This is a genomic window from Roseateles sp. (assembly GCF_047654785.1).
Taxonomy (GTDB): domain Bacteria; phylum Pseudomonadota; class Gammaproteobacteria; order Burkholderiales; family Burkholderiaceae_C; genus Pelomonas.
In genome coordinates, this window is sequence record NZ_JASGKQ010000003.1 from 1984319 (window position 1) to 2001476 (window position 17158).

The window sequence follows — 17158 nt, forward strand, 5'->3', positions numbered from 1 at the left end:
CGGTGAGATGTACGAGAACAAAAAGCTGGGCTTCCTGTTCGTGCTGCCCTTCGTGCTGGGCGTGCTGCTGTTCAAGCTCTTCCCCTTCGTGATGAGCTTCGCGCTCAGCTTCACGCAGTACGACCTGATCGACCCGCCCGAGTGGGTGGGCCTGCGCAACTACGAGGAGATGCTGACCGGCGACCCGCTGTTCACCAAGTCGCTGGGCGTGACGCTGACCTTCGCGCTGCTGGCCGTGCCGCTGCGCGTGGGCTTCGCGCTCGTGGTGGCGCAGGTGCTGAACTTCCGGCTGCGCGGCATCAACGCCTTCCGCGCGGCGTTCTACATCCCGTCCATCCTGGGCGGATCCATCGCGGTGGCGGTGCTGTGGCGCTTCGTGTTCGCGAAGAACGGCCTGGTCAACATCATCCTGGCCCGGCTCGGCCTGGAGCCCATCCCCTGGCTGGCCGACGAGCACTACTCGATGTGGACCATCGTGCTGCTGTTCACCTGGCAGTTCGGCTCGGCCTGCGTGATCTTCCTGGCCGCGCTGCAGAACGTGCCGAAGTCGCTGTACGAGGCCGCCGAGATCGACGGCGCCAGCGTCAACCAGCAGTTCTGGCGGATCACCGTGCCGCTGATCACGCCAGTGATCTTCTTCAACCTGATCATGCAGATGGTCCACGCCTTCCAGGAGTTCAACGGCCCCTACCTGATCACCGAGGGCGGCCCGCTGCATTCCACCTACGTGCTGGCGCTCTACATCTACGACCAGAGCTTCCGCTTCTTCAACCTGGGCTATGGCGCGGCGCTGTCCTGGGTGCTGTTCGCGCTGGTCGCCGCGCTGGCCGCGATCTCGTTCTGGAGCAGCAAGTACTGGGTGTTCTATGCCGGGGAGTCCAAGAAATGAGCACCGCCGCTGACCTGCAGGAACGCGCCGTCGGCGACGACGGCCGCACGCCCTGGCTGCGCTACCTGATGCTGGGCGCGACGGCCATCGTCATGCTCTACCCGCTGCTGTGGCTGGTGGGCGCGTCCTTCAAGAGCAACAGCGAGATCTTCACGTCGGCCGGCTTCTGGCCCGACCGCTTCTCGCTGGACGCCTACGCCAAGGGCTGGAAGACCAGCACCGAGTACACCTTCGCCACCTATTTCCTGAACAGCTTCCTGATCACCATCCCGCGCATCGTCGTCACGGTGATCTCCTGCGTGCTGGTGGCCTACGCCTTCGCGCGCTTCGAGTTCTGGGGCAAGAAGACGCTGTTCAGCATCATGGTCGGCACGATGATGCTGCCGCTGATCGTGCTGCGCCTGCCGCAGTACCTGGTGTTCCGCGAACTGGGCTGGCTGGACAGCTACCTGCCGCTGATCGTGCCCTCGGCCTTCGCCACCGACACTTTCTTCGTCTTCATGCTCGTGCAGTTCCTGCGCGGCATCCCGCGCGACATGGAAGAGGCCGCGCTGATCGACGGCTGCAACGCGCTGCAGCTGCTCTGGCACATCATCGTGCCGCTGCTCAAGCCGGCCATCATCAGCGTCGTCGTGTTCCAGTTCATCTGGACGATGAACGACTTCATGGGCCCGCTGATCTACCTCGCCTCGGTCGAGAAATACCCGGTCAGCCTGGCGCTGAAGATGAGCATCGGCGCCACCGAGGAAGTCGAGTGGGCCAACGTCATCGCGATCTCCGTCGTCGCGCTGATCCCGTCCGTCGCGGTGTTCTTCGCGGCGCAGAAACACTTCATCGAGGGCGCCACCAGCAGTGGCGTGAAAGGCTGATGGCCGCTGTCTCCCTGCGCAAGGTCGAGAAGACCTACCCCAATGGTTTCAAGGCCGTGCACGGCGTCGACCTCGACGTGCGCGACGGCGAGTTCATGGTCTTCGTCGGCCCCTCGGGCTGCGCCAAGTCCACGCTGCTGCGCATGGTGGCCGGGCTGGAGTCCATCAGCGGCGGCGAGCTGCACATCGGCGGCCGCGTCGTCAACGACGTGGCGCCCAAGGGCCGGGGCATCGCGATGGTGTTCCAGAACTACGCGCTCTACCCGCACATGACGGTCTACGACAACCTCGCCTTCGGCCTCAAGCTGGCCAAGACGGGCAAGGCCGAGCTGGACCAGCGCGTGCGCCACGCCGCCCAGCTGCTGGAGATGGAGCACCTGCTGGCGCGCTACCCCAAGCAGCTCTCGGGCGGCCAGGCGCAGCGCGTGGCCGTGGGCCGCGCCATCGTCAAGAAGCCCGAGGTCTTTTTGTTCGACGAACCGCTGTCCAACCTCGACGCCAAGCTGCGCGCGGCGATGCGCGTGCGGCTGACCGAGCTGCATCGCTCGCTGCGCGACGCCGGCCAGCCGGCGACCACCATCTACGTCACCCACGACCAGACCGAGGCGATGACCATGGGCGAGCGCATCTGCGTGCTCAAGGCCGGCGTCATCCAGCAGGTGGACACGCCGACCGCGCTCTACGACCGCCCGGCCAACGCCTTCGTCGCCAGCTTCATCGGCTCGCCGGAGATGAACATCGTGCCCGCCGGGCTGCGCGGCGGCACCGTCCAGCTCGGCGGCGTCAGCCTGCCGCTGCCGGCCGGCCGCTTCAAGGCCGCCGCCGACGGCGCCGTGCAGTTCGGCCTGCGCCCCGAGCACATCGGCCTGGCGGCCAGGCCCGGCAGCACCGCCGTCAGCGCGACGCTGAAGTTCTGCGAGCACATGGGCGCCGAGGTCTTCACCTACTTCGACCTCGGCGGCGTCGCCTTCAGCGCGCGCGTGCCGGCCGAGGACGGCAGCGCCCTGGCCGCCCTGCCCCGCGGCGCCGCGCTGAGCCTGCACTTCCAGATGAACCACGCCCACCTGTTCGCCGCGGGCGACGACGGCGCGAGCCTCCTCGCATGAGCCTGAACCGCCGCACCCTCATCGCCAGCGGCGCCGCGCTGGCCGCGCCCTTCGTCCACGCCCAGGAGCGCCCGGTGCTGCGCTTCGCCTGGTGGGGCGGCGCCAGCCGCCACCAGGCGACGCTGGCCGCGCTCAAGGTCTTCGAGCAGCGCCACGGCGTGCGCGTGAAGGCCGAGTACATGGGCTTCAACGGCTACCTGGAGCGCCTGACCACGCAGATCGCCGGCCGCTCCGAGCCCGACGTGATGCAGATCAACTGGGCCTGGCTGGCGATGTTCAGCAAGCGCGGCAACGGCTTCACGGACCTGAGCGGCCTGGCCCGCGAGCTGGCGCTGGACCAGTTCGGCGACGACGACCTGGCCTACGGCCGCGTCGCCGGCCGGCTCAACGCGCTGCCCATCTCCTTCAGCGCGCGCATCTTCCTGTGGAACCAGACGGCCTTCCAGCGCGCCGGCCTGGCGCTGCCGCAGACCTGGCAGCAGCTGTTCGCCGCCGGCCCCGCCTTCCGCGCCAGGCTGGGCGACGGCGCCTACCCGCTGGACGGCGAGCTCTACGACATGATCCTGCTGTCGCAGAGCTACATCCAGCAGAAGCACGGCACGCCCTTCGTGGACCCGGCCCGGCCGCGCGTGGCGATGAGCCCGGCCGCCGCGCTGGAGTGGGTGCAGGTCTACAAGCGGCTGATCGCCGAGCACGTCGCCACGCCGCTGCCGCTGCGCGCGTCGCTGGGCGGCGCCGAGAAGCCCACCGAGCAGCAGCCCGACTGGGTGGCCGGCCGCTGGGCCGGCAACTACACCTGGGACTCGGTGATCGGCCTGCGCGCCTCCACGCTGGCGCCCGGCGAGAAGCTGGCGCTGGGCACCTTCCCGACGCTGCCCGGCGCCCGGGACAGCGGGCTGTTCGGCCGCCCCACGGTCATGTACGCCGTCGGCCGCAACTGCCGCCAGCCGGCGCTCGCCGCGCGGCTGGTGAATTTCCTGCTGACCGACCCCGAGGCCGCCCGCCTGCTCGGCCGCACCCGCGGCCTGCCCAGCGCCAAGGGGGCGCTGGCCGTGCTGCAACAGGCCGGCGGCCTGCCGCCGCTGGAGCTCGCCGCGCACGACCAGATCCAGGCCCAGCGCGACGCCGGCCGGCTGATCCGCCCGGCGCCGCTGTTCGAGCACGCGCGCTTCCAGAAGTTCATGCGCGAGGTCTTCGAGACCGTCGCGTACCACAAGACCACCGAGGGCGAGGCCGCGCGCCGGCTCGTCGCCGAGGGCAATGCGCTGCTGCAGAGGATCCAGTAGATGAAAGCCACCGAACGCCAGTTCCAGTTCCTCACCCGCGAGGACCCCGACACCGGCGCCCGCGTCACCCGCCTGACGCCGCCGGACGTGACCTGCCACCGCAACTACTTCTATCAGAAGTGCTTCACGAACGACGGCACGAAGCTGATGTTCGGCGGCGAGTTCGGCCCCCAGCCCAGCCCGAACTGGAACCTGCACCTGCTGGACCTGCAGACGCAGTGCGCCGTGCAGCTCACCGACGGCGCGCGCGAGAACACCTTCGGCGCCTTCATGAGCCCCGACGACTGCTTCGTCTACTTCGTGCGCGGCGACCGCAACCTGATCCGCCTGGAGCTGGCCACGCTGCGCGAGGAGGTCGCCTACGTCGTGCCCGAGGGCTGGGTCGGCTACGGCACCTGGGTGGCCAACAGCGCCTGCACGAAGATGGTCGGCATCGAGATCGCCGCCGCCGACTGGTTCCCGCTGAACACCTGGCAGAAGTTCAACGAGATGTTCCACAAGAAGCCGCTGTGCCGGCTCTTCAGCGTCGACCTGCGCACCGGCCAGCGCAACGTCATCCTGGAGCAGCGCGGCTGGCTCGGCCACCCGCAGTACCGGCCCTTCGACGACAACACGGTGGCCTACTGCCACGAAGGCCCGCACGACCTCATCGACGCGCGCATGTGGTTCATCGACGAGGACGGCACGAACCGCCGCTGCGGCAAGCAACACCGCGACGGCGAAAGCTGCACGCACGAGTTCTGGGTGCCGGACGGCAGCGCGATGATCTACGTCAGCTACGACCACCAGTCCCCCGAGCGCTGGATCTGCAGCCTGGACCCGGTCACGCTGGAGAACCGGGTGCTGACCGCGATGCCGCAGTGCTCCCACCTGATGAGCAACTTCGACGGCACGCTGATCGTCGGCGACGGCTGCGGCCAGGCCAGCGGCGACAGCGCCGCCAGCAACGCGATGCTGACGGGCGACCCCTATCTGCACCTGTTCGACCTGAAGGCCGGCACGGCCCGCCCGTCCACTCGGAAGATTGCCCGCCACGACAGCGGCTGGGACGTCTACAAGGACAGCCGCCAGGTCACCCACCCCCACCCCAGCTTCACGCCGGACGGCAAGCAGGTGCTGTTCAGCTGCGACAAGGAGCGCGCGAACGGCGTCGAGCCGGCCCTCTACCTGGCCGACCTGTGAAGCCCCTGCTCGCGCTGGCCCTGGCGCTGGCCGCCGCCGCGAGCCCGACCCAGCCGCGCCCGCAGCTGACGCCCGGGCAGGCCGCAGCGCACACGCCGGCCGCCTACCTGGGCGACTGGCGGCCCGCGCCGCTGGCCGACCTGTCCGCCGCCGCGCCCGACCTGGTCGTCCGGCCCGGCGAGTCGGTGCAGGCCGCCATCGACCAGGCGCCGGCCCGCAGCCCCCGGCGCTGGGTCATCCAGATCCAGCCCGGCACCTACCGCGGCCCGCTGTGCATCCGGGACAAGGCGCCGCTCGCACTGGTCGGCGCGGCGCTGGACCCCGGCGCCGTCGTGCTGGTGGACCACCGCTTCGCCGGCCGGCCGAAGGCCGCCGACGAGCCCGCCCACCCCTGCTGGCCCGAACTCGGCAAGACCGCCATCGGCACCAGCGGCAGCACGACGCTGCTGGTGGACAGCGACGACGTGCAGCTGCTCTCGCTGACCATCGCCAACGACGCGATGGACGGCGTGCGCGCCGGCCGGGCCTACCCGCCCGGCGGCGGCGAGAGCGGCGGCGCGCAGGCCGTCGCGCTGACGCTGATGGGCGACCGCCTCCAGCTCGAAAACGTGCGCCTGCTGGGCCACCAGGACACGCTGTACGCCAAGCGCCGCACGGCCGGCGCGCCGGCCCGCCAGTTGATCCGCCACAGCCTGATCGCGGGCGACGTGGACTTCGTCTTCGGCAACGCCGTGCTGGTCATCGAGCACAGCACGCTGCTGACCCGCGCCCACCGCCGCGCGCCCGGGCAGGGCGGCATCATCCTGGCGCCCAGCACGGCGCCGGACGCGGCGCAGGGCTTCCTCGTCACGCACAGCCGCCTCGTCGCCGAGCCCGGCGTCGCGCCGGGCAGCACCGCGCTGGGCCGCGCCTGGGATGCCGGCGTCAAGCCCGGCACCTGGCAGGCCGGCCGCAGCCCCAACGGCCTGGCCGTGGTGCGCGACAGCGAGATCGGCGAGCATGTCGGCCCCTGGGCCGCCAGCACCTCGCGCCGCCCCTTCGACGCCGCCACCCACCGCCTCCACGAATTCGACAACCGGCCATGACCCTCACCCGCCGCCGCGCCCTCGCCCTCCCCGCACTCGGCGGCCTCGCCGCGCTCGCCGGCTGCGCGAGCCCGCCCCGGGACGCCGCCGACCGCCCGCTGGGCTGGGCCGGCGCGGTCGTGCCCGGCGACGCTTCCCCCACCGGCATGCCGGCCCGGCCGGGCCGGGTCTTCGACGTGCACGACCGCGCCGGCCTGGACGCCGCGCTGCGCCTGGGCGATGCGCCCAAGCTCATCCGCGTCCACGCCCTCATCGACCTCTGCCCCGGCGACGCCGAGGCCTTCCGCGACCCGGCCTTCGACGCCGACGCCTTCGACCGCGCCTTCGACCCCGCCACCTGGGGCCGCGGCGACCCCGCCGGCCCGCTGGAGGACGCGCGCCGCCGCTCCGCCCAGCGCCAGGCCCGGGCCGCCACGGTGCGCCTGCCGTCCAACACCACGCTGGTCGGCGCCGCGCCGGGCGCCGGCTTCACGCGCGGCATGCTGCTGCTGGAGCAGGTGCGCAACGTCGTGCTGCGCGACCTGCACCTGCGCGACGCCTACGACCACTTTCCCGAATGGCAACCGCGCGACAACGGCCATGGCGAGTGGAACTCGGCCTACGACAACCTGTCGCTGCGCGGCGCCCGGCGCGTGTGGGTGGACCACTGCCACTTCGACGACGGCCACCACCCCGACCGCCTGGAACCCCAGCGCCTGGGCCAGCGCGTGCAGCACCACGACGGCCTGCTGGACATCACCCACGGCAGCGACCTCGTCACCGTCTCCTGGTGCCGCTTCCAGGGGCACGACAAGACCCTGCTCATCGGCGGCGGCGACGCCCGCACCGGCGACGACGGCCTGCTGCGCGTGACGCTGCACCACAACCACTTCGACGCCTGCAAGGAGCGCACGCCGCGCGTGCGCTTCGGCCGCGTCCACGTGGCGAGCAACCTGTTCAGCGCCGGGCACGCCGCCGACTTCGGCTACTCCCTCGGCGTGGGCCTGCGCTCGCGCCTGGTCAGCGACGACAACGCCTGGGAGCTGCCCGCCGTCATCCCGGCCCACCGGCTGCTGCGCCGCCTGGGCGGCAGCGCGCTGCTGGACCGCGGCAACCGCCTGAACGGCCGGCCGGTGGACCTGCGGGCCGCCTGGAACGCGGCCCACCCCGACGAGCCGCTGTCCGCCGACGTCGGCTGGCGCCCGGAAGACGCCTACGACGCCGCCGCGCTGCGCACCGCCCATCCCGATCGCCTTGCTGAGCGAATCCGCGCGGAGGCCGGCCCGCGCCTGCGCTGAGTCAGAATCCGCCCCCTGGAACCAGCGCCCGAAAGAATCGAAACGATGGACGACGACAGTGGTGATTCGAAGCAGCCGGAATCGGTTGCGGCGGTGCTCAAGGTGTTCGCCATCTTGAACGCCCTGGGGGAGCGCAGCGACATCGGCATCACCGACCTGTCGGTGCGCCTGGCCATGCCCAAGGCCACGGTCTACCGCTTCCTGCAGACCATGAAGAGCCTGGGCTATGTGCGCCAGGAGGCCGACAGCGAGCGCTACGGCCTGTCCATGCGCATGTTCGAGCTCGGCGCCAAGGCCCTGCCCTCGCCCGAGCTGGTGGACCTGTCCAAGCACCACATGCAGATGCTGGCCGACGCCACCGGCGAGACCGTCCACCTGGGCAGCCTGATCGACAGCGAGATCATCTACATCCACAAGGTGGACTCGCGCCACATGCTGGGCATGTACTCGCGCATCGGCCGCCGCGCGCCGCTGCACTGCACCGCCATCGGCAAGGTGCTGCTCGCCTGGGAGCACCCCGAGCGCCGCGACCGCATCCTGGACGGCGCCACCTTCACGCGCTTCCGCGACAAGACCATCACCGAACGCCCGGCCTTCCTGGCCGAGCTGGCCCAGGTGCGCGCCCAGGGCTTCGGCGAGGACCGCGAGGAGTTCGACGACCACATCCGCTGCCTGGGCGTGCCCATCTTCGACCGGCTGGGCCAGCCCATCGCCGGCATGAGCGTGTCCTTCCCCACCTTCCGCTTCAGCGAGGAGAAAGCGCCCGAGGTCGTGCGCATGCTGCAGGCCGCCAGCCGCGACATCTCCGAGAAGCTGGGCTGCACGGCCTACCCGATCGCCGGCTGAGCGCCTTGTCGCCCCTGGGACGCGGGGGCCGCGGGCGGGATGCTTCAATGCCGGCTGTCCGTCGCACCGCCTGCCGCCATGAGCCCCACCCTGAACCGCCAGATCGTCCTCGCCTCCCGCCCCCGGGGTGAGGTCACGCCCGACAACTTCCGCCTGGTCGAGACCGCGCTCGCCCCGCTGGCCGACGGCCAGGTGCGGGTGCGCAACCACTTCCTGAGCCTGGACCCGTACATGCGCGGCCGCATGAACGACAGCAAGAGCTACGCCGCGTCGCAGCCGCTGGGCGAGGTGATGATCGGCGGCACGGCCGGCGAGGTCGTCGAGTCGAGGAACGGCCACTTCCGCGTCGGCGACCCGGTCGTCGGCATGGGCGGCTGGCAGGAGTACCTGACCGTGGACGCCGGCCAGCGCGGCGTGCTGCAGAAGGTGGACACCACGCACATCCCGCTGTCCGCCTACCTCGGCGCCGTGGGCATGCCCGGCGTGACCGCCTGGTACGGCCTCGTCAAGATCATCGCCCCCCGGGCCGGCGAGACCGTGGTGGTCAGCGCCGCCAGCGGCGCCGTCGGCTCGGCCGTGGGCCAGCTCGCCAAGGCGCGCGGCGCGCGCGCCGTGGGCATTGCCGGCGGCGCCGACAAATGCCGCTACGTCGTCGAGGAACTCGGCTTCGACGCCTGCATCGACTACAAGCAGCACGGCGACGTGAAGTCGCTGTCCGCCGCGCTGAAGGCCGCGTGCCCGGACGGCATCGACGGCTACTTCGAGAACGTCGGCGGCATGATCCTGGACGCCGTGCTGCTGCGCGCCAACGCCTTCAGCCGCGTCGCCATGTGCGGCATGATCTCCGGCTACGACGGGCAGGCCATCCCGCTGGCCGCGCCGCAGCTCATCCTCGTCAACCGCATGAAGGTCGAGGGCTTCATCGTCTCGGAGCACATGGAGGTCTGGCCCGAGGCGCTGAAGGAGCTGGGCGGCCTGGTGGCCAGCGGCCGGCTGAAATACCGCGAATCGGTGGCCGAGGGCCTGGCCAGCGCGCCCGAGGCCTTCATCGGCCTGCTCAAGGGCCGCAACTTCGGCAAGCAGCTCGTCAAGCTGGCCTGATGCGCTGGACCTGCGTTCCCTTCGACGGACTGCAGGCCCGGCCGCTCTACGACGCGCTGGCCCTGCGCGCCGCCGTCTTCGTCGTCGAGCAGCGCTGCCTGTTCCTCGACCTCGACGGCATCGACCCGCTGGGCTGGCACCTGCTGGGCCATGACTACAGCGGCGCGCTGCGCGCCTACGCCCGCCTGCTGCCGCCGGGCGTGAAGGCGCCCGAGGCCGTCATCGGCCGCGTCGTCACCGCGCCCGCCGCGCGCGGCATCGGCCTGGGCCGCGCGCTGATGGCCGAGGCGGTCGCGCAGTGCAGGCGGCTGTGGCCCGGCCACGCGATCACGCTGCACGCCCAGGCCCACCTGGCGCGCTTCTACGCCAGCTTCGGCTTCGCGCCCGTCGGCGCGCCCTACCTCGAAGACGGCATCACCCACATCGAAATGAGGACCCCATGACCCCCACCGCAGTGATCACCGGCGCCGGCTCCGGCTTCGGCCTCGAAACCGCCCGCCTCGCCGCCCGGCGCGGCATGAACCTCGTGCTGGTGGACGTGCAGGCCGACGCGCTGGACCGCGCCGCCGCCGAGTTCAAGGACGTGCAGGTCCTGTCCCGCGTCGTCGACGTCGCCAAGGCCGAGCCCATGCAGGCCCTGGCCGACGCGGTGCAGGCCCGCTTCGGCGCACCGCACTTCGTGTTCAACAACGCCGGCGTCGGCTCCGGCGGGCTGATCTGGGAGAACAGCGTCAGCGACTGGGAATGGGTGCTGGGCGTCAACCTGATGGGCGTGGTGCACGGCGTGCGCCTGTTCACGCCCATGATGCTGGCCGCCGCCCAGGCCGACCCGGCCTACCGTGGCCACATCGTCAACACCGCCTCGATGGCCGGCATGCTGAACCCGCCCAACATGGGCGTCTACAACGTGTCCAAGCACGCGGTGGTGTCGCTCTCCGAGACGCTGTACCAGGACCTGTCGCTGGTGACCGACCAGGTGCGCGCCTCGGTGCTGTGCCCGTTCTTCGTGCCGACCGGCATCAGCCAGAGCCACCGCAACCGCCCCGGCGAATTCGCGGCGGCCCGGCCGACCAAGAGCCAGCTCATCTCGCAGGCGCAGACCGACAAGGCCGTGAACTCCGGCAAGCTGACCGCCGCCGACGTGGCCGCGCTGGTGTTCGACGCCATCGACCACGACAAGTTCTACATCTTCAGCCACCCCCAGGCGCTGGCCGGCGTGCAGACGCGGCTGGAAGACGTGATGCAGCAGCGCAACCCGACCGACCCCTTCATCGACAAACCCGAGATCGGCGCGACGCTGCGCGCCAAGCTGCGCGCGGGCTGATGGCCGGCGTCGTATCGACGCCTCCGGCTGCACGTCCCATTCCCACAGGCGCTGAAATCAGCGCCTGTTTCTTTTGGGGTCTGTTCACCCTCCTCAATTTGTCTCACAATGAGACAAACAAGGACGAAACATGATCTCGCGCTTCTCCCTGCAATCATTTGCCACCCCCGCCGCGCTCGATGCGTCCGATGGTGACAGCCATCCCGACCTTCAGTTCCTTGCCTTCCCCGGCGGCGAGCGCCACGTCCGGTTGCCCGCCAGCGTCGGTGTCAGCCGCGACCGCATCTGGACACTGACGGCGCATCTGCACGACACCAACGGCGTGATGGACCTGCTGCTGACGGCGGACGCACTACGCCGCGCGACCCGCCACGATGCGGAGATCCATCTGGTCATGCCCTACGTGCCCTACGCCCGGCAGGACCGCGTCGCCCTGCCCGGCGAACCTTTATCCGCTGCCGTCTTCTGCCGGCTGGTCAACAGCCTGAACTTCGCCTCGGTCACCATCGCCGACCCACACAGCGACGTAACACCCGCGCTGCTCGACCGCGTGCGCATCTTGCCCGCCGCGCACTACGTGCAGGCGCTGCTGACCGGCGCGCTGGTGCATCTACCCCAAGTCGCGCTGGTGGCACCCGACGTCGGCGCCCGCAAGCGTGTCGAGTTGGTCGCCAAGGCCGTCGGTGCCCCAGTCGCCTATGCCACCAAGACGCGCGACCCGGTCACCGGCAAGCTGTCCAGCGCCGAAGTCTCGGGCGAATTGCCCGACCTGCCGCTGCTGATCGTTGACGACATCTGCGATGGCGGCGGCACCTTCATCGCACTGGCGCAGGTTCTGCGCGGCAAGACCTCGCAACCGCTGTTCCTGTACGTGACGCACGGCCTGTTCACCAAGGGGCTGACGCCCCTGCAGCCCTGGTTCGACGGCATCTTTGCCGCGCACTGCGCCGACCCTACCTTGGCCGACACCACCCGCCTGACGCCCGCCACCTGACACCCACATCACCAATCACCCCAGAGAGAAAGAAGAAACGCCATGAAGCTGAACCCCCTGAACCTGATCGACTTCTACAAGTCGGGCCACGTGTTCCAGTACCCCGCCGGCACCGAGAAGGTCTACAGCAACTTCACGCCCCGCTCCGACCGCCTGGCACCGGTGCTGCGCACCGGTCCGGCAGCGTTCAACGGCAAGGTCGTGTTCTTCGGCCTGCAGGGTTTCATCCTCGACATCCTGATGGACGCCTTCAACAGCGAGTTCTTCCAACTTCCCAAGGCCAAGGCCGTGGCCCGCTACCGCCGTCGCATGGACAACGCCCTCGGCCCTGGCGCCGTGCCGGCAGATCACATCGAGGCACTGCACGACCTGGGCTACTTGCCGCTGCACATCAAGGCGCTGCCCGAAGGCTCGCTGGTGGACATCAAGGTGCCGCCATTCACCGTCACCGAGACGCTGCCGCAGTTCTTCTGGCTGACCAACTACATCGAGACCGTGCTGAGCAGCGCCAATTGGAAACCCATGACCGTGGCCACGCTGGCCTACCAGTACCGCCGCCTGCTGGAGGCCTACTGCGACATGACTGGCGGCGACCCGCTGTTCATCGACTGGCAGGCGCACGATTTCTCGGCCCGCGGCATGTCAGGCCCCGAGGACGCAGCCCGCAGCGGCGCCGGCCACCTGCTGAGCTTCACCGGCACCGACACGGTCAGCGCCATCGACTACGTGGAGGACTACTACGACGCCAACAGCGACACGGAGATGGTGGGTGGCTCCATCCCCGCCACCGAGCACAGCGTGATGAGCATGGGCGGCAAGCTGGACGAGATCGGCACCTTCCGCCGCCTCATCACCCAAACCTACCCCGGCGGCATGGTCAGCATCGTCAGCGACACCTGGGACTTCTGGCAGGTCATCACCGAGTACGCGCTCACGCTGAAAGCCGAAATCCTGGCCCGCACGCCCAACGCGCTGGGCCAAGCCAAAGTCGTGTTTCGCCCCGATTCGGGCGACCCGGTGCTGATCCTGACCGGTTATCTGGACGAAGAACTGGTGGCAGACGCCAGCGGCCAACCCGCCCGCTCCGCCGACGGCTACTTCACCGTGCGTAACGACAACGCCCTCATCACCGATGCCGAGCGCCGTGGTGCCGTGCAATGCCTGTGGGACATCTTCGGTGGCGCCGAAACCGCCAAGGGCTTCAAGGTGCTGCATGAGCGCGTGGGCCTGATCTACGGCGACTCCATCACGCTGCAGCGCGCAGACGCCATCATGCAACGCCTGCTAGCCAAGGGTTTCGCTTCCACCAACGTCGTGCTGGGCGTGGGCAGCTACAGCTACCAGTTCATCACCCGCGACAGCTTCGGCATGGCGATGAAGGCCACGGCCGGTGTCGTCAACGGCGAGTTGCGTGAACTGTCCAAAGACCCCAAGACCGACGCTGGCACCAAGAAGTCGGCCGTGGGCCTGCTGCGCGTCGAGCGCGACGGTGAGCACTACGTGCTGCACGACCGCCAGACACCCGAGCAGGAAGCCGGCGGCCTGCTGGAGACCGTTTTCAAGGACGGCGAGCTGCTGCGCCGCCAGTCGCTGGCCGATATCCGTGCGCGGCTGCGCAACGGCGGTTGACGGCGCAGCCGAGACGGCGACCATGCACTACCAGAACCCCATCCTGACGGTGGACGTGGTGATCCTCACGCTTCATGACGGACGGTTGCAGGTTGCGCTGATGACGCGCACGGAAGATCCCTTCGCGGGCCGGGCCGTACTGCCCGGTGGCTACGTGCATGGCGACCCGCGTACCGGTCACGTGGACGCATCCACCACGCACGCGGCGCTGCGCATCCTGAAGCAGAAGCTGGGCTTCACGCCCAGCCACCTGGAGCAGGTCTACACGGCGTCCGGCCCCAAACGCGACCCGCGCGGCTGGTCGGCCAGCGTCGTCTACCTGGCATTGCACGAGCCCTCGGCGGTGGACGCGCTGATACAAGCCGGCGCCGTATCGCTGCACGCCGTGCATCCCACGCCGGCCCTCCCCCCACTGGCCTTCGACCACACTGAGTTGATCCAGACCGCGCTGGCACGGCTGCAGGCCAAGGCGCGCTACTCCACCATCGTTGCGCACCTACTGCCTCCCGTGTTCCGGCTGAGCGATCTGCGCCAGGCCTACGAGCTGGTCTGCGGCACCACCGAGAACAAGGCCAACTTCCGCCGCAAGATGCTGGCGGCCGACGCGCTGGTCGCCACCGACGTGCGCATTGGCGCCGTGGGTCGGCCGGCCGAAGGCTACCGCCTGCGCGGCGACCTGGCCTACATCGAAGGCTTGATCAGCGGCGGCTGACGACCACGGCGGGACAATCGGGCCCATGACCCCCGATCCCATCGCCATCATCGGCGGCGGCCCGGCCGGCCTGATGGCCGCCGAGGTGCTGGCCGCCGCCGGCCAGGCCGTCACCGTCTTCGACGCCAAGCCCAGCGTCGGCCGCAAGTTCCTGCTCGCCGGCAAGGGCGGGCTCAACCTGACGCACGCCGAGCCGTTCGACGCCTTCGCCGGCCGCTTCGGCGCGCGCGCCGCGCAAATCGAGCCGCTGCTGCGCGGCTTCGACGCCGACGCGGTGCGCGCCTGGGCCGGCGCGCTGGGCGTGCCGACCTTCGTCGGCACCTCCGGCCGCGTGTTCCCGGCCGACCTCAAGGCCGCGCCGCTGCTGCGCGCCTGGCTGCACCGGCTGCGCGCCGGCGGCGTGAAGTTCGCGATGCGCCACCGCTGGACCGGCTGGGCCGAGGACGGCCGCACGCTGCGCTTCGCCACGCCGGACGGTGAGCGGCTGGTCACGCCGGCCGCCGCGCTGCTGGCGCTGGGCGGCGCGTCCTGGCCGCAGCTCGGCTCGGACGGCGCCTGGGCGCCGCTGCTGCAGGCCCGCGGCGTGGACGTGGCGCCGCTGCGGCCGGCCAACTGCGGCTTCGACGTCGGCCCCACGGCCGCGCACCCGCAGGGCCCCGGCTGGAGCGCGCGCTTCGCGGCCGACTTCGCCGGCCAGCCGGTCAAGCCGGTGGCGCTGGCGGCCGAGGGCTTCCCGGCCCGCGCGGGCGAGTTCGTCATCACCGCCACCGGCATCGAGGGCTCGCTGGTCTACGCCGCCAGCAGCGCGCTGCGCGAGCGCATCGCCCGTGACGGCAGCGCGCCGCTGCAGCTGGACCTGCTGCCGCAGCTGACGCCCGAGCGCGTGCTCGCCGAGGTGGCCCACCCGCGCGGCAGCCGTTCGCTGTCCTCGCACCTGAAGAGCCGGCTGCACCTGGGCCCGCTGAAACTGGGCCTGCTGCACGAGCTGCTCACGCGCGAGCAGATGCTGGCCCCGGCCACGCTGGCCGCGGCGCTGAAGGCCTTGCCGCTGCGGCTGCATGCGCCGCGGCCGGTGGCCGAGGCCATCAGCACGGCCGGCGGCGTGCGCTTCGAGGCGCTGGCCGACGGGCTGATGCTGCGCGAGCTGCCCGGCGTGTTCGCGGCCGGCGAGATGCTGGACTGGGAGGCGCCCACCGGCGGCTACCTGCTCACCGCCTGCCTGGCCAGCGGCCGCGCGGCGGCGCTGGGCCTGCTGGCCCGCGGCGGCCGCTAGGCATGGGCCGCACACCCCCCCCTGCAGCCTTCACGATGCGCCGACGCGATGCGCTGCTGTTCCCCACGCTGGCGCTGCCGGCGGCCGCCGCATGGGCGCAAGAGGGCACGGTGCTCATCGGCGCGGAGGACGACTGGTTCCCCTACTCGGCCGAGCGCCAGGGCCGCGCCCAGGGCCTCACCGTGGATCTGGTGGCGGCGGCCTTCGCCGCCGTCGGCGTCCAGGCCCGCTTCCAGCCGATGCCCTACGCCCGCTGCATGGCGCAGACCCGGACCGGCTCGCTGGCGGCCTGCTTCAACACCACGCGCACGCTGCAGATCAAGCACGCCTACCGCTGGCCGGCCCGGCCGATGTTCGAGGAGCGCTTCCTGATCTACGCCCGCGCCGAGGCGGCGATGAAGCGCCCCGGCGGCCTGCAGGTGCGCGACCTGGACGGCGAACGGGTCGCCGTGACGCGCGGCTACGAGTACGGCAGCGAGTTCGACGCCAACCCGCGCATCCGGCGCGTCGTCACCAGCCACGACGAAACCAACTTCCGCCTGCTGCTGCGCGACCGCGCCGACTACACGCTGGCGCCGGGCCTCAACGCGCAGCGGCTGTTCGAGCGCCATCAGGACCTGGCCGGGCGGTTCAAGGTGGTCGGCCAGCTGAACGCGTTCGGCATCTACACCGCCTTCTCGCGCCACCACCCGGACGCGGCCCGCATGCTGGCCGCATTCGACGAGGGCATGCGCCTCGTCAACGCCGACGGCACCGCGAAGGCCCTCCAGGAGCGCTGGCGCCGGCCCGCCGAGGCCCGGTAGCGGTGGTCAGGCCTTCAGCAGCGCCTTCACGCGCAGCAGCCAATCGCGCCGGTCGGCGATGCCGATCTGCCCGCCATTGATGCGCTGCGTGACCCGGGTGATCTGGTCCTCATCGGCGAACATGTTGCAGCCCTTGGCCTCCCACTCGGCGGCAGCGATGGGCAGCGCCCAGGCGGCGCTGAACACCAGGTCCGGCTCGGCGTCGAAGTCCGGCGCATCCGGCGTGAAGCGGCGCACGATGCGCGTGGCCTCGCGGTAGCTGTCGCGCCCGGTCAGCTGCAGCAGCCCGCGGCCGCGGTAGCGGAAGCCGTCGCCCGGACGCGTGTTGCCCATGCGGCCGCCGTAGACCTCGTTGGCCAGCTTGGCGGGGTTGTTCGCATAGGCGGCGGGGTCCAGCGGCCCGCGCGGCTTGAAGCGGCTGGGCCATACCGCCGGCAGGCGCGGCGCGCTGTAGTTCAGGTTCTCCTGCTGCAGCGTCAGCGCGCCGCTCTCGTGCAGGATCTGCGCGAGGAAATGCGCCAGGCGCAGCCGGCTGTTCGTAATGCCATGGCGGTCCAGCACCGACTGGGCGCCAGCGGCGGCCTCCCGGTAGCTGGAGCGGGCGTTGGGTGCGAGCTGGGCGAGCAGCGGCAGCGACAGGACGATGGGCATGGCGAACCTCCGGCAATGCAGGCCCCAGCCTAGCCAGCCGCCACGGCGGGCGCCTCCTCGCGATGGGGGATGCGCCCAGCCCGGTTTGGCAGAATGCGCGCCTTCGCGTATTCCCCAGGGCGCCCGGACGG

At 70.8% G+C, this 17158-nt stretch carries 17 protein-coding genes; 16 read left to right on the plus strand and 1 reads right to left on the minus strand.

What is annotated here, in order from left to right; translation table 11 throughout:
- Positions 1-7 precede the first annotated feature (7 nt).
- The 16 genes from QM788_RS18150 to QM788_RS18225 all read left to right on the plus strand — a co-directional run bounded on the left by QM788_RS18150 (position 8) and on the right by QM788_RS18225 (position 16376).
- Complete coding sequence (locus tag QM788_RS18150; RefSeq protein WP_415662849.1) at positions 8-889, plus strand: carbohydrate ABC transporter permease; 882 nt, start codon at positions 8-10, stop codon at positions 887-889.
- Positions 886-1758, plus strand: a complete 873-nt coding sequence (locus tag QM788_RS18155; RefSeq protein WP_415662850.1) for a carbohydrate ABC transporter permease — start codon at positions 886-888, stop codon at positions 1756-1758. Before QM788_RS18150 ends, QM788_RS18155 begins: the two co-directional genes overlap by 4 nt.
- Positions 1758-2864 carry an ABC transporter ATP-binding protein gene (locus QM788_RS18160; RefSeq protein ID WP_415662851.1) on the plus strand — a complete coding sequence of 369 codons (1107 nt, stop codon included), beginning with the start codon at positions 1758-1760 and terminating at the stop codon, positions 2862-2864. The genes QM788_RS18155 and QM788_RS18160 overlap by 1 nt, the downstream gene beginning before the upstream one ends.
- A complete protein-coding gene (locus tag QM788_RS18165) occupies positions 2861-4150 on the plus strand; it encodes an ABC transporter substrate-binding protein (protein ID WP_415662852.1) in 1290 nt (429 codons plus the stop codon). Before QM788_RS18160 ends, QM788_RS18165 begins: the two co-directional genes overlap by 4 nt.
- Positions 4151-5332, plus strand: coding sequence for an oligogalacturonate lyase family protein (locus QM788_RS18170; RefSeq protein ID WP_415662853.1), 1182 nt, complete (start codon positions 4151-4153; stop codon positions 5330-5332).
- The gene (locus QM788_RS18175; RefSeq protein ID WP_415662854.1) at positions 5329-6417 is read left to right on the plus strand and encodes a pectinesterase family protein; all 1089 of its coding nucleotides are present in this window, start codon (positions 5329-5331) and stop codon (positions 6415-6417) included. The genes QM788_RS18170 and QM788_RS18175 overlap by 4 nt, the downstream gene beginning before the upstream one ends.
- Positions 6414-7694 (plus strand): pectate lyase family protein, encoded by a 1281-nt coding sequence (locus QM788_RS18180; RefSeq protein ID WP_415662855.1) that lies wholly within the window; start codon positions 6414-6416, stop codon positions 7692-7694. The genes QM788_RS18175 and QM788_RS18180 overlap by 4 nt, the downstream gene beginning before the upstream one ends.
- Before the next feature lie 45 nt (positions 7695-7739).
- Positions 7740-8540 (plus strand): DNA-binding transcriptional regulator KdgR, encoded by an 801-nt coding sequence (gene kdgR, locus QM788_RS18185; RefSeq protein ID WP_415662856.1) that lies wholly within the window; start codon positions 7740-7742, stop codon positions 8538-8540.
- A 78-nt stretch (positions 8541-8618) separates the two neighbouring features.
- On the plus strand, positions 8619-9641 hold the full coding sequence (locus tag QM788_RS18190) for an NADP-dependent oxidoreductase (protein WP_415662857.1): 1023 nt from the start codon (positions 8619-8621) through the stop codon (positions 9639-9641).
- Positions 9641-10084, plus strand: a complete 444-nt coding sequence (locus QM788_RS18195) for a GNAT family N-acetyltransferase (RefSeq protein WP_415662858.1) — start codon at positions 9641-9643, stop codon at positions 10082-10084. The genes QM788_RS18190 and QM788_RS18195 overlap by 1 nt, the downstream gene beginning before the upstream one ends.
- Positions 10081-10965, plus strand: a complete 885-nt coding sequence (locus QM788_RS18200; protein WP_415662859.1) for an SDR family oxidoreductase — start codon at positions 10081-10083, stop codon at positions 10963-10965. Before QM788_RS18195 ends, QM788_RS18200 begins: the two co-directional genes overlap by 4 nt.
- A gap of 130 nt (positions 10966-11095) precedes the next feature.
- On the plus strand, positions 11096-11959 hold the full coding sequence (gene prs / locus QM788_RS18205; protein WP_415662860.1) for a ribose-phosphate diphosphokinase: 864 nt from the start codon (positions 11096-11098) through the stop codon (positions 11957-11959).
- Between the two features lie 42 nt (positions 11960-12001).
- On the plus strand, positions 12002-13588 hold the full coding sequence (locus QM788_RS18210) for a nicotinate phosphoribosyltransferase (RefSeq protein WP_415662861.1): 1587 nt from the start codon (positions 12002-12004) through the stop codon (positions 13586-13588).
- Positions 13589-13610: 22 nt separating this feature from the next.
- Positions 13611-14300, plus strand: coding sequence for an NUDIX hydrolase (locus QM788_RS18215; RefSeq protein WP_415662862.1), 690 nt, complete (start codon positions 13611-13613; stop codon positions 14298-14300).
- Positions 14301-14325: 25 nt separating this feature from the next.
- A complete protein-coding gene (locus tag QM788_RS18220) occupies positions 14326-15573 on the plus strand; it encodes a TIGR03862 family flavoprotein (RefSeq protein WP_415662863.1) in 1248 nt (415 codons plus the stop codon).
- Positions 15574-15608: 35 nt separating this feature from the next.
- Positions 15609-16376, plus strand: coding sequence for a substrate-binding periplasmic protein (locus QM788_RS18225; RefSeq protein WP_415662864.1), 768 nt, complete (start codon positions 15609-15611; stop codon positions 16374-16376).
- Positions 16377-16382: 6 nt separating this feature from the next.
- Here QM788_RS18225 and QM788_RS18230 read toward each other — a convergent pair whose 3' ends face one another.
- Positions 16383-17027, minus strand: coding sequence for a glycoside hydrolase family 19 protein (locus QM788_RS18230; RefSeq protein WP_415662865.1), 645 nt, complete (start codon positions 17025-17027; stop codon positions 16383-16385).
- Positions 17028-17158 lie beyond the last annotated feature (131 nt).